We start from the raw sequence: 16,215 nt of genomic DNA on the forward strand, positions 1-16,215 counted from the left end.
AGGGATGTTGTCATAGTACATCATTTTTGGGCGGGTATGCAATGCGCCCGGCCGCGCGGGTGTGACAGAGGCACCGACGCGTAAAGTAAAGAGGTACGATGAACTGGATTTGATGACCTGTTCCCGTCTTAAACTGCCCTGCCCTCTCCCATCTCGCCCTTGCCGGGCTAGAAGAGGACGGCTATAGCCGTCCTACGCCATCTCTCAACAGCGACCGTGCGTAAGGACGCAGCGCGCTGCGTCCTTACGGGTACGTCTGATACTTTGGGCTTCACAACTTGAACCATTACCCTCCCGCATTCCTTTCATCGCTGACATTTCCTACAGGATGCCTTCCGCTTTGATAAGGTCATGCGACGCGGGGGTCATATCGTGGTCAGGCTCCCTGGCACGGCGAGCGGTTCGATATGCCAGGCCAGGACGCTCACCAGGTCGTCGCTGCGCTGGAGCATGCCGGTGATCCGCAGGGTGGCGCCGGCGCGCAGCAGGCCGCGGTAGCGCGCGGCGGTGGAGGGGCGCAGGACCACATCAATCAGCCCGTGTTCGTCTTCGAGGGTCAGAAAGGTGTGCCCCTTCGCCGTGGGTGGCGCCTGGCGCGCCACCAGGATCCCTGCCGTTTCCACCCGCGTGCCGTCCTCCCCGGCCCGCAGGGCGCGGCTGCTCCGCAGCCCCTGCCGGGCCAGCCAGGCCCGCAGGGCGACGAAGGCATGATCGCCGACTGTCAGGCCCAGCACCGCCTCGGACTGGCGCTGCATCTCCCAGTGGGTCAGGCTGGCCAGGTTGAGCGGCGGCAGAGGCGGGACGAGATCGAGTTCGTCGGCCTGGTAGCGCAACGTCCCCACCTCCCACAGCAGGTCGCGGCGCGGGACCCCGAAGGCGTCGAGCGCGCCGGCCAGGATCAGCCGTTCCACCGCAGCGCGGGGCAGCCGCGCGCGCCGGCAGAGGTCGCGCAGATCGCTGAATGGCCCCCCGGCGGCCCGGGCCGCCTCCAGCCGGGCAATGCCCTGCTCCCCCAGCCCGTTGACGAAGCGCAGCCCGATGCGGATAGCGCCGTCGGCTTCGATGACGCAGCGTTCGACGCTCCGGTTCACGTCAACATTGTGAAAGCGCACCCCGTGGCGCTTCGCGTCGCCGACCAGCACCGCCGGCGACCAGAAGCCCATGGGCTGATGGTTGAGCAGGGCGACGAAGAACGCCGCCGGGGCGTAGCGTTTCAACCAGGCGTGCTGGTAGACGATGGTGGCGAAGGCGGTGGCGTGGCTGCGGGGGAAGGCGTAACCAGCGAACCCGGCGAGCTGGGCGAAGATCGCCTCGGCGATGACCGGCTCGATGCCCCGCCGCGTCGCGTCGCCGAGGAAGCTCTCGCGCAGCCCGGCGATGGCGGCGGCGTCGCCCTTGCCCAGGGCGCGGCGCAGGGCCTCGCCGCGCCCCGGCGACCACCCCGCCGCCGCCCGGGCCACCAGCAGCACCTGCTCCTGGAACAGCAACACCCCCAGCGTATCGCGCAGCACCGGCTCCAGGCAGGGGTGCAGAAAACGCGCCGGCTCCGTCCCCGTCCGGCGGCGCAGGTAGGGATGCACCATCTGGCCCTGGATCGGCCCGGGACGGATCAGCGAGACCGCCACGGCCAGGTCGTCGAGCGAGCGCGGTCGCAGGCGAGGCAGCACGCTGCTCTGCGCCCGGCTCTCGACCTGAAACACGCCGATCGTGTCCCCGGCGCCGAGCATGGCGTACACCGCGGGATCGTCGTAGGCGCAACGGGCAAAATCCGGCGGCGCCATCCCCAGGGCCGCCATCCACTCCAGCGTCTCGGTGATGGCCGAGAGGGCGCGCAGCCCCAGCACATCAATCTTGACGATCCCCGCTGTCTCCAGCGCGTCCTTGTCCCACTGCGTCACCGAGCGCCCCGGCATGGCCGTCGGTTCAACCGGCACGCGCGTGGACAGAGGCGGCCCCATCACCACCATGCCGCCGCTGTGCTGGCCGAGGTGCCGTGGCAGGCCGTGGATCTGGCGGCAGAGGTCGAGCATGAGGGCGATGGCCGGGTCATGGACCTCTCCGGCGGGGCCGTCGAGGCCCAGTTCCGCCTGCCGGAGCAGCGCCGGATCAACGCCGAGAGCCCGGGCTACGTCATTGAGCGCCAGGCGGGCCTGGAAGGTGATGAAGGTGCAGGCCAGGGCGACATGATCGCGCCCGTAGCGCCGGTAGAGGTACTGGATGACCTCCTCCCGCCGGGCGGCATCCACGTCCAGGTCAATGTCGGGCAGGGCTGCCCGCTCGGCGCTTAAGAAACGCTCGAAGACCAGGTTGTGCCGCAGCGGGTCAACCGGGCCAATGCCCAGCAGGTAGGCCGCCAGCGAGTTGGCGGCTGAGCCGCGGCCCTGGCAGCGAATGCCCTGCGAGCGGGCGAAGCGCACCAGATCCCAGACCAGCAGCAGGTAGTTGGCCAGCCCGGTCTGGCGGATGACGGCCAGTTCGTGATCGAGCTGGACCCGCGCGGCCGTTGCGTCCGGCCCGTAGCGCGCCGGCAGGGCCTCGGCGCACAGGCGCGCCAGGTAGCTATCAGCGTCGCAACCGGGCGGGGTGGGGAAGGTAGGGAGATCCTGAAGCCCGAAACGCAGCTCGAAGCGGCAGCGCTCAGCGATAGCCAGACTGGCGCGCAGCGCGTCGGGGTAGAGGCGAAACAGCGGCGCCAGACGCGCGGCGGATTTGAGGTAGTACTCATCGTTTGGACGCAACTCGTCCGCGATATGGTCGAGCGGCAGCCGGCGGCGGATGGCCCGCAGCGTATCGTGAAGGCGCTGCCCGTCGCGGCGCGCGTAGTGCACGTTGTTGGTCGCTACCGTCGGCAGGCCCAGGTAGCCGGCCAGACGGTGGAGGTCATCAACCAGGACCGGGTCGTCGGGATGCAGGTGGTGCTGCAACTCGACATAAAAACTGCCGGGAAACCACGCCGCCAGGCGCCGGGCGGCGCGAAAGGCGCGCTGGCGATCCCAGGCTAGCAGGGCGCTGGCGATCGGGCCGTGGCGGCACCCGCTGAGGCAGATCAGGCCGGCGCCGTGGCCCTCGAGCGCCGCCCAGGGCAGCGCCGCCTGGCCCTTCGGGGCGTTCTGCTGCGCCAGGGTGATGAGATGGCACAGATTGCGCCAGCCGGTCGCCTCCTCCACCAGCAGCGTCAGGTGACCGCCGTCCTCCATCGTCAGCTCGGCCCCCAGAATGGGCCGCACCCCCACCCGTCGGGCCGCCTCGACGAAAGGAACCGCGCCGTACAGGGCATCGTGATCGGTCAACGCCAGGGCCGGCATCTCCAGCGCCGCGGCCTGCGTCGTCAGCGCCTCCACGGTGCTGGCGCCGTCGAGCAGGCTATAGGCCGAGTGGCAGTGGAGTTCGACGTAGGCCATCGGGTCATGCGATTTCGGATTGCGGATTTTGGATTTTGGATTGCCGTATATGGTGTTCCGGTGAGACCTGGCGATGAGGCGCACGCACCCGTATGAGACAGGAACCGGTATCAGAGGGTGGGGAAACCCGGTTTCCTCACCTTCCACCACGAAGGCTCCTTCGTGGGAGGACCTGGCTCTCCCACACCCTCCCGCGCAGGGCCGACATTCACCTCAATCGTGCAGGTAGACCAGGCGCCACGTCCCGACGGGCAGGTCGCGCCCCAGGGTGAGCAACAGCCGGCCACGGGTCGCTACGGTAACATACTCGCGCCAGTAGCCGGCGCGCCACCAGCCCTGCCGCACCCGCCAGCGGGCGCTCACTATGGCAACCGCGTGCCAGCCTCCTCGCAGCCGTAAGCGGAGCGGGGTGGCATCGGCGGCGCACTCGACCACCAGTGGCAGACCCTCGGGCCAGAAAAGGCTCATACGCTCGTTTAGAAAACTCTCCCTTCGGATAGGGGCGTGGGGAAACCTGGTTTCCCCACCCCTCTTCAACTGGCCGTCATTCGTCGTGAGAGATAGCACTTAATTACAGTTACAGCGCGCAAAACGCCTCCTGGCAGAGGGGTGCAGGGAGGCTGCGTCTCTCCGCAAGCCCTTTTTCCGCCCGCGGCGGGCGCGCGCCCTGGCGAAGCAGGCGCATTTCTACCGCCGCGGGCGGAAAAGAGCAGTTCGTGGAGGGCTACGCCCTCCACACCTCACTGAAAGAATTACATACTACCTCTGAGTACTCTGTGAACTAGGTTTTTCGGTAACTTCGCCCCCTCCCCAACCCTCCCCCGGCGGGGGAGGGAGGCCGGCTCCTCCCCCCAACGGGGGGAGGTTGGGAGGGGGGCGGAAATGCCAGGAAACTTCGTTCACAGACTACTGAGATAGGTGCTTATTCCTCATCCCACGGACGCAGCCGGTGACGGGCCTCGGGCAGGGCCAGGCAGATAGCGGAGCCGACGGCGTACAGCAGACCGCCTGGCGGCAGCCGGCGGGCCAGATCGGCCAGGGCGGCGCGACCGGCCGCCTGGCACGCCGCGACCGGGGCGAACAGGGATGCCTGTTCGCCCCGCAGCGGGACAAGCTCGCCGGCCAGCAGCGCCATTTCCAGCACCGGGCCAGCGATCTCTGCGTCTTCCAGGAGCCGGGTGGCAATTGACAAGAGGGCGCCGGGGCTCGCCGCGGGGCGCTCCAGCGCGCGCCCGGCGCTCCAGGCGCCGTCGTCGCCGCTGAGGTGCAGGGCCAGGGAGCGGGCCTGCTCGCCGCGCCGCTCCAGCCCGGCGCCCAGCGCGGCGGTCATGCGGGCCAGGGTCCGGTCCAGCACGGCGCGATCCGCCACCGGCGCGGCAAAGGCGTGCCGCAGGCGCAGGCGCGGGGGCGGCGGCACGGGCAGCAGCGGCGCCTCGCGGCCATGCAGCGCCCGCCAGACTGGCAGCAGCGCGCTGCCGAAACGCGCGCCGAAGGCCGCCTCCGGCAGCGCCGCCACGGCGCCCAGCGAGTCCAGGCCCAGGCCGCGCAGGGTAGGCGCCAGCGGGGCCAGCGGCTCCAGCCACTCCACCGGGCAGACGGCGAGCAGCGCCGGCACGGCCGCCGGGCTGACCACCAGGGCCGCGTCCGATCCCGCGCAGCGGGCGGCCAGGCGTGCCAGGGTGGGCGCCGGCGCTACCCCGAGGGCCACGCTCAGGCGCGCCGCCGCGGCAATGCCGCGCAGCACGGCGATGTGCCGCCGCGCATCGGCCACGGTACCGCGGCCCAGATCGATCAGCGCCGCGAGCCGATCCGCTGTCCACTCCAGATGCACCCGCGGGCTCAGGCCATCGAGGCCCAGGCGCAAAGTCTGAAGAGCGGTCGCTTCGGGTGGCGCGGCGGCCAGGCAGGCGATCATTGATCCTCCAGGGCTGCGATCGGCAGATCAACCGTGACCGTAGCCAGCGGCGTCGCGAAGGGCGGCGCCAGCACTGTCACCCGGGTGCGGCTGCCCACGATCCGCGGGCCATGCCACACCCAGCTCTGGAGTGCCAGGGTCAGACGCAGGGAAGTCAGCGGGACCAGCAGCGCTCGTGGCGGAGGCGGTGGTTCAGACAACAGGCCGGTGGGCGCGGGTTCAGTCACCACCAGCGCGCAGCCGCTGGCGGCGAGCAGGCGCGGCAGGCGGGGCAGAAGGGTTCTAAGGGCCGGGGCCCCCCGCGGCAGCGCCAGCCAGGTCGCCAGATGGTCAATCACCAGAACGCCCACGGCCCGGCGCACCAGCAGCGTCGCCACGGTCAGGGCCGCTGCAGGGCCATCGGCGGGGCGCGCCAGGGCGAGATCGGCCAGGTTGACGCCTTGGACTGCGGCGGCGGCGGGGGCGAAGGTGTGTTGCAAATCGAGGATGCAGGCCAGTTCCCCGATGGCCTGCGCCCGGGCGATCAGCCCGAACGCCAGCGTGTTCACCCCTGCCGAGCGCGGCCCGCCGATGACGGTCAGCCGCCCCCGCGGCGCGCCGCCCTGCGGAAGCGCAGCGTCGAGCGTCGGGCACCCCGTGGCAAGCGCCGGCAGGCTGGCCGGCGACGGCAGCGCCGAGCCGCGGCGCGCTGCGCGCGCACCGTAGCGTCGTTGCAGGTCGGCGATCAGTATGTCGAGCATGGACGGAAGGCGTTCCATTCTTGCCCGGATTCCCTATGCCCTCGCCGGGGCACGGCCCTTCTCGAAGGTTCCTGAAGGGGAGCGCGGGGAAACCCGGTTCCCCGCGCTCCTGCTAGAGGGGAGGCAGGGGCGGTTTGCGAACCGCCCCTGCCGGGTTTTCCTGCCCCCCTGCCTGAAGGGAGGGTCTGGGAGAGCGAAGCCCTCCCAGGGACATCCTTTCGGTGCAGTGTATGGTACCGCACAAACGTTCTTATCAAGATGACAATTTGTTTACATTGCCGCGCATTTTCCGTACATCCACGGCGCGCCGTGCTGCGTAAAGATAGGCGGACAGGCAACCTCTTTAATCTACACGGCGCATTCGTTCGCAGGTGATTGCGTAATGCGCGCGCGGGCGCCCCCACCGGACCCCGACCCGGAGGCGCCAGGGGGAAAGACTCCCCGGTGTGGGTTAGCTTTGCTGTGTCCAAAAGTCGTTGCTATTGGCATGTAGGTGGTGCATCCGGCAAATAGCAATACAGGTGCGGGCGCTCAGGCCCGCGCTATCACCGGCAAGCTGCGCTGCCGCGCCTGGCAGGTTTTTGACGGATGCACCGGTAAGCGCATGGAGGAGCTCCTGATGAGTACACGTTCGATTCGCCGTGGCGTTCGCCCGATCATCCTGGCCTTGCTGGCCATGCTGGTCGCCCTGTCGCTCCTGCCCACGGCAGCGCAGGCTGCCCATGCCCCCGACGCCCCCGCCCGGCTCCGGGCGGTCCACGCGGTGCCCGATTTCGGCGCGGTGGATATCTACGTGAACGGCAACAAGGTTCTGGGCGATGTCACCTTCTTCACCGTCAGCCCCTACCTGGAAGTGCCCGAAGGGCGCTACAAGGTGCAGGTCATTCCGGCTGGCGAAAGCCTCTCCAACCCCAGTCTCTTCGTCATCAACCGCAGCTACTACCTCAAATCCGGCCGCGACTATACCCTGGTTGCGCGGGGGAGCGTCGCTTCAGGGCGCGTGGGGCCGACCCTGCTCCGTGACGACAACCGCGAACCGGCGGCCGGCAAGGCGCGCGTGCGCGCGGCCCACTTCTCGCCCGACGCGCCCGCGGTGGACATCTTCATCAATGGCGAGAAGGCCATTGAGCATCTGAGCTTCCGCCGCGCGACCGGCTATCTCGAAGTGCCCGCTGGAACCTACACTGTGGGCATCGCCCCCGCGGGCGGTACGGCGAGCAACATTATCTACACGGCTGACCTGACCCTCGAAGCCGGCAAGGTCTACACCGCCTGGGCCAACGGCCTGCTTGGCGGCGCCGGCGCGCAGGCTTTCAAGGTCACCCCCTCGGTGGATGCCGACTTCGCCCCCGTGGTCAAGCAGGCCCGCGTCCGCGCCATCCATGCCGTCCCCGATATCGCTGGCTCGCCGGTGGATGTGTACGCGAATGGCGTCAAGCTGGTCACGTTTGACTTCTTCGCGGTGACCGACTACCTCACCGTGCCTGCTGGCGACTATGATATTCGGGTCGTGCTCGCGGGCGGCAATCCGCAGACCGAGGCGGTCATTCAGGCCAACGTCACGGTGAAAGGCGGCAAAGACTACAGCATTATCGCCAGCGGTACGAACGGCGATTTCTGCGCCACGGTGCTCGAGGATGACAATACGCTCCCTGCGACCGGCAAGGCGCGCGTGCGCGCGGCCCACTTCTCGCCCGACGCGCCCGCGGTGGACATCTTCATCAATGGCGCGAGGGCTATCGAGAACCTGAGCTTCACCGAGGCCACCGGCTACCTGGAGGTGCCTGCCGGGACCTACGAGGTGGGCATCGCCCCCGCGGGCGGCAGCCCGATCTTCACCACCAGCCTGAGCCTTGAGGCCGGCAAGGTCTACACCGCCTGGGCCAACGGCCTGCTTGCCGGCACGGGCGCGAAGGCCTTCAAGGTCACCCCGTCCGTGGATGCAAAGGCCGAGTAACTACCTGAAGGGGTGTGGGGAAACCCGGTTTCCCCACACCCCTGCGCTCAACGAACGCTATAGTGACACCACACCCACGTAGATCAGGTTCTCGCTCTGGTTGGCGATGAACAATTCGTTGGTCACGGGGTTGAACGTCAGGCCCTCGACCCGCTCCGTGCCACCGCCGGGCGCAGTGATGGTCCCGCGCACCGCCAGCGTCACCGGATTGATCACCGTGATTATCCCTGCCGAGGAGTTCCCGCAGAAGAGGAAGCCGCGCCCGAAGGCCAGGGCGCGGCACTGGCCGCCTGGCGCCGGGAAGGAGCGCAGGACCGCGCCCGTTGCCGGGTTCAGCACGTGGATGTGAGTGATCGTCGAGTAGTAGAGCTGCCTGCCGTCGAAGGCCAGGCCCTCGCCGCGTCCGGCAGGCGCCGGGATGGATGCCACCTGCGCGCCGGTATAGGGGTTGATGCTGTTAATGCTGCCTGCCCCGGTGGTGACATTCGCCACGCGGATGTTAACGCCATCCCACTCCATGCTGCCTACCGTGTCGTTGTCCTCCGGATCGATCGCTCCCAGCACCGCGCCCGTGGAGGGATTGAGGTAATAGATCTTCTCCGAGAAGGGCTGCTGAGTCAGGAACAGCAGTGCCGGACGGATTCCCCCGCCGACGCGCAGACGCCGGGCATAGGCCAGGGCGCTACTCGAGCCGTTGTTCTTCTGCGGAAACTCAAAGCGGCGCACGAGCTGGAAGCCAATTGGCGGCAGGGGGGTGGCCGAGAGAGCCTTGAAGGCGTTGATGCGACCCTTGCCTAGCTTCCCGGCATAACCGGGGTTCTTGGCGTCAATGTTGTCGCACGTGCTCTCGATGATCGCCCGCACCTGGGCGTTGCTCAGAGTGGGGTTGCGCGACCAGATCAGCGCCGCCAGCCCTGCGACGTGTGGCGAGGCCATCGAGGTGCCGCTCAGATAGGCGTAGCTGTCGTCAGGGTAGGTGGAGTAGATGTTCACCCCTGGCGCCGATACGTCCACTTTCGTGCCGTAGTTCGAGAAAGAGGCCCGCACGTCGCGGTTGTCGGTGGCGGCGACGGCGATCACCTCGGGGTAAACCGCCGGGTACTGCGGAGTCACGTCAATATCCACATTGGCATTGCCCGCGGCAAAGCAGACCACCACCGAATTGCTCACGGCATTCTGAATGGCGTTGTGCACGCCGGCGTGGTCGCCGTTCATGCGCCAGCTACAGTTGATGACATAGCGGCGCGAGGGGTTAGCGACGGCGTGGCTGGCCACGAAGTTGATCGCGTCGGCACGGTTCTGGTTCATCCCCGCTGTCAGGTTGACGCGCAGGGGCATGATCCGGCAATTGGGAGCCACGCCGATCACCCCGGTCGTGTTATCCACTCCGGCGGCGGTGCCGGCCACGTGGGTGCCATGGCCGTCGGCGTCATCAGGCGAGGGGTCCGACCCGTCGGCGAAGTCCCAGTCTTCGGCGCCGCGCGGCAGGAAGTTCGCCGCCAGATCGGGGTGGTTCAGGTCGGCCCCGGTATCAATTACCGCGATAATTACATTCGGGTTGCCACGGGTGATGTCCCAGGCGTCAGGCGCGTCAATGTCGGCGTCGGCGGTTCCGGCCACGCCTTCGATTGTCTGTCCGGTATTGTGCAGGCCCCAGAGACGGGGAAAGTCGGGATCGTCAGGAAGGTACAGCGCGTCGTTAAAGCCCGCCTCGCTCGGCTCGGCGAAGGCCACCTCGGGCAGATCCGAGAAGGCGCGCAGGGTCTCGAAGAGGCCCTTGCCCTCGGGTACGGCCAGAGTATAGTAGCCTGGCGTCCGCTGCTCGACGAGGATGCGGCTGCCCTGGGCGGCGATGATACGCTTAGCTTCCTCCTTGCTTACGCCTTCGCGGAACTGCACAGTGAACTCGTCGGGGAGGAAGTAGCGCGTCAGGCCCTCTTCATCAATCATCACCGGGAGTGTGTTGGCGATGGCCGGCTGGGACTCCAGGCTCGCGCTGGCAGTGGTGAGATCCTGCCCTGCCGGCACACGGAAGACCGCGAACCCCCGTTCCAGATTCACCCCCTCACTGATGGACATGCCCGCCGCCGCCATCACGCTGGCGGCAACGTCGCCCTCCGCCGTCGGCTCGAAGGTGGCCATCAGTTCATCGGCCTTGGGCGAGAAGCGGATCTGCTTCCGCATGAACTTGTTTGTGTAGACGAACTCTCTCTCGGCCTTCACCTTCGGACGTGATGCGCTCATCGCACTCCTCCTGTTACGGTTCTGCACTTGCCAGCCGGCGCCTCAGGGAGACAGATGAGAGCCAGCAGATGCGAAGGTGGGAGGATGAGGGCAAGTCCGAGCACATCCGGTGCGGACCTGTAAACCGGATTATGTCAGATTCGGTTTACGGGCTTCACACTATGCTGTCGACTGTCCCCTTTGATGGCTGTGTATTACTGGTGACATGTAGAACGGATACGGGGATGGTTTTTTGAGGATTATCCGGTTAAGAACTGGTATTAACGCAACCCCTGGGCACGAAGATGAGCATCGAGCCAGGCGGCGCCATTGGGGCTGAGATCGGGTGGCGGCGGAGGTTGCCGGTAGTCAATCTCGAGGGTGTAGGAAAACCAGGTTTCCCCACACCCCTTTCCACAGGGAGGTTGCGGAATGATATCACCCCTTCAGGGCCTCCAGCAGCACCGCAAGGGTGTCGCGAGCGCAGCGCTCCCAGGTGAAGTTAGTTGCGCGCTCCAGCCCCCGGGCGCGCAGATGGTCGCGGAGCGCCGCGTCGGTGGCGAGGCGCCTGAGGGCGGCGGCAATGGCATCGGTGTCGCAGGGGTCCGTCAGCAAGGCGGCGTCGCCGGCCACTTCGGGCAGGGCCGAGGTAGTGGAGGTAAGCACGGGGGCGCCGCAGGCCATGGCTTCGAGCACGGGCATACCAAAGCCCTCGTAGAGCGAGGGAAACACAAAGGCCAGCGCCCCGCCGAGCAGCGCCGGCAGGTCGGCGTCGGGCACGTAGCCGGGAAAGCGCACGCGGTGGGCAAGGCCCAGCTCGGATGCGCGGCGCATGATCGGTTCGCTGAGCCAGCCGCGCCGCCCGGCGATGACCAGGAGGGTGTCATCAACCCTGGCGCGGGCGAAGGCCTCGATCAGTCGCGCCAGGTTCTTGCGCGGCTGGATGGCGCCGATATAGAGGAAGTAGGGCGCCTCAAGCCCGTAGCGCGCGCGCGTCGCAGCGATCTGCTCGGGGTCGTGTAGCGGGCGAAACATGCTGCTGAGGCCGTGGTGCACCACCGCGATGCGCTGCGGATCGGCCCCGTAGCGACGCACCAGGTCGTCTCTGGTGGCCTGCGAGATGGCAATGACCCGCCGGGCGGCGCGCAGGCACCAGCGGGTGCTCAGGTCCAGTTCCAGGCGCCGGCGGGCCGTGTGCGTCTCCGGGAAGGCCAGGTAGCCCAGGTCGTGAATGGTGACCACGCTCCGCGGCGGGTGCAGCAGGGGAACGACATGGGCTGGCACAAAGAGCAGGTCGGGCCGATCGCGCGTCAGGGCCGGGCCGAGGCGGGCGTGCGTCCAGAGCCGCGGTAGAGGTATACTGCGGAGGGTAAAGTTGGGGCCGAGGGGTGGCAGCGCCGGAGGCAGACCGTTGGTGTACAGCGTGTAGGCGTTCCAGCGGTCAATACGGGCCAGAGCGGCGAGCAGTTCATAGGTGTAACGCTCGGTGCCGGTGCGTTCAACGACGCTGATCCGGCTGGCATCAATGGCGATGCGTGGGGGCTGCATAGCCTCTATTGTAATACACTACGAGCCCCGCCCCCTTCTCCTCACGGAAACCAGACAGTGACACAACCTGGAGAGGTTGTGCTCAAGATTAAAAGACCTCCTATGCCTCGCGTCCTGATCCTGTACGCCTCCCTCGGCGCCGGCCATGGCAGCGCGGCCAACGCTCTGGCCGCGGCGCTTGCCCGTCTCGGCGCCGCGCCGCGGGTCGAAGATGCGCTGGAGTACGCCAGCAGCGTGGTGCGCGCCACCGTCACGCGCGCGCACCTCGAAATGGAACTGAGCGAACGGGGCCAGCAGTTCTATCGGGTGATCTACGAGCGCAGCAATGAGAACGACATCGCCACGGCCTTTCGCCAGAATCGCCTGCTGGGGCTGCTAACCCGGCCCTTTCTCGCCCGCCTGGAGCAACTGTTCGCTGAAGCGCGGCCGGATGCCGTGGTTTCGATGCATCCGATTGCCGGCTACATCCTGGCCCTGCGCCGGCAGCAGGGCCGCCTGAACGCGCCGCTGTACGTGGTGATCACCGACTTCCTGGCCCACAGTAGCTGGCTGGTCCCCGGCGTGCGGCGCTATTTTCTGGCCAGTGAGTTTACCCGCCGGACGCTGGAGCGGCGCGGCCTGGCGCCGGAGTTGTTAGAAGTGACGGGCATCCCCATCAACCCGGAGGTCGCCGAGCCAAAGCAGCGCGCCGAAGTGCGCGCCCGGCGCGATCTGCCCCCGGATCGGCCCGTCATCACCCTCTTTGGGGGCGGGATCGAAGCCCGGCGGGTGCGCCTGGTGGCCGAGGAATTGCTGGCGGGCGAAACGCCGGGCGTCCTGGTGACGGTCGCCGGGCGCAACGCAGAACTGAACGCTGCCCTGCGCGATCTGCGCGATGGCCCATTGATGCGTCTCAGACGCCTGGGGCGGATTGATTACGTGGACGACCTGCTCGTCGCCAGTGATGTGGTGATCACCAAAGCCGGCGGGCTGATCGTTAGCGAGGCGCTGGCCCGCCGCGCCCCGCTGGTGATTGTGGACCCCCTGCTCGGCCACGAGGAGTGGAACGCCGACTTCGTAACCGGCGTGGGCGCGGGCATCCAACTGCGCATGCCGGAGATGGCTGCGCGGGCCGCCCTGGTGCTCCTGCAACAGCCCGAACGCCTGGCGGCGATGCGCCAGCAGGCCGCCCGCGTCGGCTTCCCCGAGGCCGCGTTAACCATCGGGCGCAGGATCATCGAAGATCTTGGTCCAGCTTGAGAATGCGACAACCTTCACAACATTGACTGTTGGCAGAGAAACGGTTACGATAGAAGGTAACTCCATTATGGCGTAAAACTAGAATGTATGGAAAGGCGGGCAGAACAGGTTTCTGCGCGCCCTGGCTGCCGGGAACCGTGACAGCACGACCCTGCAGATCGCATCCCAGGAACGGTACGTTCTTCCTGCCCACAGGGAAGCATGGCGGCTTGTCTTCCAGATTGCACGCCAGGGAACCGCAGGTTTTCCACATCGCAGCTCAATGCAATAACGCTGGCGCCTCAACGTCGCAATGGCGGCTCGTGCGGTGGAGCAGAGCAAGCGTATGGCGCGACGGCATCGAGCACGCGTGGTCGGAGCAGGCAATCTCACCGCTTCAAACCGTCTTGTTGCCGGCCAGCGGTCACGGTTGGACATAGCGAGACGGTTGTTGACCCGGTTGGGTGATGCGGCATTGCCGGAAGCAGTGCTCCAACTGGGGTGTGAGATCCTGGGCGCGGATCGGGGCCTACTGCACCTCCCCCACCCACGGCACGGAATCGAACTCGTCGCGCGGTATCCTGACGATGCGACCCTGCACCCCGCAGATGCGCTCGACAGCCGGCGTCTGACCTGGCAGACGCTCCACAGTTCTCTCCCGCAGATCATTGACTGCGTCCACGATGACGAGGCGCGCTGGGAGTATTGTCACGGCGAGGACTGCCGACTGACTCTGAGTGCGCCGTTGCAGTGGGAGGGCCAGAATATCGCCGTCGTGCAACTCTCCTACGATGGCCGACGACCGGCAATCGAAACCACGCTGTTGAGCCTGGTGTACGAATACGCCGAACTGGCGGCCCTGGCGCTTGTGCAGCACGAGCGCCTTCGCGTCGCACCAGATCGACTGTCGGGCCAGACCGTTTGCTTAGCCGACGCCAATCAGCACGCTTTCGGGTCCGGCGTCTCAGCGGTGCTGGCAGCCGGTGAGGCGGAGCGTGCCAGGATCGCCCGCGATCTGCACGATGGCGCGCGACAGGCGCTCCTGGGCGCGCAGTTGCACCTCGAAGCCATGCGTGAAGCGTTGCAGCGCGGTGATACCAGGGCAATACAGGATCATCTCAGCCACGGGCGGACTGCGCTCAACACGGTCGAACAGGAGCTTGCACGCATTGTCCGCAATCTCCACCCGCCACGGCTGGATAAAGGCGATCTCTCGATTACGCTGACTGAATTGGCCAGACAGTGGACTGCCGCGACGCAGACGCTCACGCTCTGCACGGTTGATCCGTGCCTGCCCCCACTGGAAGCGACGCAGGCCATCGCGCTCTACCGGATTGTCCAGGAGGCGCTGGCCAACTGCAGCCGTCACGCCCGTGCGTCACGGGTGGCGATCAGCCTGCACTGCGACGATAAGAAGCATGTAACCCTGGTGATAGATGATGACGGGCGCGGCGGCGCGTCTCCGCGGGGCGGCGCTGTCGGCCTGTTGAGCATGGCTCAGCGCGCCCACGCCATCGGCGCCGAGTTCTTGCTAGACTCGCCCCCCGGACGGGGAACCCGCGTCGTTGTCAGGCTGCCTCTGGAGCATCGCTGCCCGCGGCAATCGGCGGGCGGCGATGCCTAGCGGCGCCGTTTGGTACTGCGGCCGGCCAGGACGCCGGTTTGCTTCAGGGAGCCGGGGTGCAGAAACCCGGTTTCTCTATTTTCCCGTTACACACCCATACGGTTGTGCTACCCGGTAATGTTCAAGATACAGGAGGCGCTCGTGATACGAGTCTTCGTTACTGATGATCACCCCATCGTGCGCGAAGGGTTGCGCAGCCTGATCTGTTGCCAGAATGATATGACGCTCGTGGGCGAAGCGGATAACGGCACACAGATGCTGGCCTCGGTTGCCGCCGTAGCGCCTGATGTGGTGCTCATTGATGTGCGTATGCCGCGCCTGGGCGGTCTTGATGTTTTGCGCCGCATCCAGGAACAAACGCCCGTGCCGGCCTGTCTGGTGCTTTCGAGCTACGATGATCCCGCCTATGTCCTGGCCGCGATTGAGGCCGGGGCGCGGGGATACCTGTTGAAACACAGCGCCTATGGGGCCATTCTGGATGCCATCCGCGCTGTGGCGCGCGGCGAGCACGTCGTCTCGCCGGCCCTGGTCGGAACCCTGTTCAGCAGCGTGACGGAACTGCGGCGGGAGCGGGTGCGCCAGGATCTGGGCGGCGACGTCAGCGCCCTGCGCATGCTGCGGGCCCTCGCCGACGGCGCGACCACCTCCGAGATCGGCTCGATGCTACACGTCAGCGAAGTCACCGTCAAGCGGCGCATCCAGGAACTCACCGATCAACTAGGCGTCCGTAACCGGACCCAACTGGTCGCCGAGGCCATGCGCCGAGGCTGGATTTGAGCCTCATCAGGCAACATGATCCCTTCGGATCACAGGATTGACCCCTTTGGATCTTCCCTGATGCCGGGTCAGGCGATTAAGCTCATCACGACCTGCGTATATCGTGCCTGGCTGATACTACGGAGGGTGATTGATGGAAGATCAGAGGGCTACTCCGCCAGATGAGGTTGTTGCCGGGACGCAGCCACCGCCAGACGAGGTTGCCGGGACGCAGCTACCGCGTCTCGGTCGGCGCAGTTTCCTCAAACTCGGTTCCGTCGGCAGCGCTGCTGCGGTCCTGGCGGCCTGCGCTGCGCCTCCCGCGCCTCCCACAGTGGCGCCTCCGACGGCCGCGCCGGCGCCCACGGCGCCCCAGGCGCCCACTCCCGTCGCCGTAACCGAACCGGCGCCCGCACCGATGATCGGCGATCTTTTGCCCTACCCGCGGCTGAAGATCGCAACTATTGCCGATCTTCAAAAAGGTGTATTCTTTGCTACTTACCCGGATCAGTTTTCGCCGGTTCAGATCCTCAAGCTGGGTGTAAAGACGGTCGGTGGCGTCGGTCCGGATGAGGATATCGTCGCCTACAGCGGGCTGTGCACCCATATGGGCTGCCCGGTCAGTTATGACCCCGCCACCAGGATATTTATGTGTCCCTGCCACTACAGTTACTTCGACGCCGCCGCCGATGCGATGTTGATCAGCGGCCCGGCCACCCAGCACCTCCCCCGGATCGTGCTGGAAGTGGAAGGGCAGGACATTTACGCCATCGGCGTGCAGGGACTGATCTATGGCCGGCCGCATAATCTGAGTCTGACCAAGCCATAGGAGG

The 16,215-nt window shown here is 66.8% G+C and carries 11 protein-coding genes; 5 read left to right on the forward strand and 6 right to left on the reverse strand.

What is annotated here, in order from left to right:
- Positions 1–365 precede the first annotated feature (365 nt).
- From NZU74_15410 to NZU74_15425, 4 genes are all read right to left on the reverse strand, one after another.
- Positions 366–3,401, reverse strand: a complete 3,036-nt coding sequence (locus NZU74_15410; protein MCS6882723.1) for a DNA polymerase III subunit alpha — start codon at positions 3,399–3,401, stop codon at positions 366–368.
- 213 nt (positions 3,402–3,614) lie between these two features.
- Positions 3,615–3,869, reverse strand: a complete 255-nt coding sequence (locus NZU74_15415) for a hypothetical protein (protein MCS6882724.1) — start codon at positions 3,867–3,869, stop codon at positions 3,615–3,617.
- Between the two features lie 454 nt (positions 3,870–4,323).
- Complete coding sequence (locus NZU74_15420) at positions 4,324–5,316, reverse strand: hypothetical protein (GenBank protein MCS6882725.1); 993 nt, start codon at positions 5,314–5,316, stop codon at positions 4,324–4,326.
- Positions 5,313–6,056 carry a DNA recombination/repair protein RecA gene (locus NZU74_15425; protein MCS6882726.1) on the reverse strand — a complete coding sequence of 248 codons (744 nt, stop codon included), beginning with the start codon at positions 6,054–6,056 and terminating at the stop codon, positions 5,313–5,315. The genes NZU74_15420 and NZU74_15425 overlap by 4 nt, the downstream gene beginning before the upstream one ends.
- A 619-nt stretch (positions 6,057–6,675) precedes the next feature.
- On the opposite strand from NZU74_15425, the gene NZU74_15430 reads away from it, so the two are divergent.
- Positions 6,676–8,013: a DUF4397 domain-containing protein gene (locus tag NZU74_15430; GenBank protein MCS6882727.1), complete on the forward strand. Its 1,338-nt coding sequence runs from the start codon at positions 6,676–6,678 to the stop codon at positions 8,011–8,013.
- 57 nt (positions 8,014–8,070) lie between these two features.
- On the opposite strand, the gene NZU74_15435 is transcribed toward NZU74_15430, so the two are convergent.
- Positions 8,071–10,257, reverse strand: a complete 2,187-nt coding sequence (locus NZU74_15435) for a S8 family serine peptidase (GenBank protein MCS6882728.1) — start codon at positions 10,255–10,257, stop codon at positions 8,071–8,073.
- A 417-nt stretch (positions 10,258–10,674) separates the two neighbouring features.
- Positions 10,675–11,784 carry a glycosyltransferase family 4 protein gene (locus tag NZU74_15440; protein MCS6882729.1) on the reverse strand — a complete coding sequence of 370 codons (1,110 nt, stop codon included), beginning with the start codon at positions 11,782–11,784 and terminating at the stop codon, positions 10,675–10,677.
- A gap of 102 nt (positions 11,785–11,886) precedes the next feature.
- Here NZU74_15440 and NZU74_15445 point away from each other — a divergent pair, with 102 nt between their 5' ends.
- The 4 genes from NZU74_15445 (at position 11,887) to NZU74_15460 (ending at position 16,211) form a co-directional block, all read left to right on the forward strand.
- A complete protein-coding gene (locus NZU74_15445; protein MCS6882730.1) occupies positions 11,887–13,023 on the forward strand; it encodes a galactosyldiacylglycerol synthase in 1,137 nt (378 codons plus the stop codon).
- A gap of 430 nt (positions 13,024–13,453) precedes the next feature.
- On the forward strand, positions 13,454–14,626 hold the full coding sequence (locus NZU74_15450) for a GAF domain-containing sensor histidine kinase (protein ID MCS6882731.1): 1,173 nt from the start codon (positions 13,454–13,456) through the stop codon (positions 14,624–14,626).
- Between the two features lie 141 nt (positions 14,627–14,767).
- Entirely contained in the window at positions 14,768–15,403 is a 636-nt protein-coding gene (locus tag NZU74_15455) for a response regulator transcription factor (GenBank protein ID MCS6882732.1), read from the forward strand.
- Positions 15,404–15,536: 133 nt separating this feature from the next.
- A complete protein-coding gene (locus tag NZU74_15460) occupies positions 15,537–16,211 on the forward strand; it encodes an arsenate reductase (azurin) small subunit (GenBank protein ID MCS6882733.1) in 675 nt (224 codons plus the stop codon).
- Positions 16,212–16,215: the final 4 nt, after the last annotated feature.

The sequence above is a fragment of the Chloroflexaceae bacterium genome (assembly GCA_025057155.1).
In the GTDB taxonomy this organism is placed as follows: domain Bacteria; phylum Chloroflexota; class Chloroflexia; order Chloroflexales; family Chloroflexaceae; genus JACAEO01.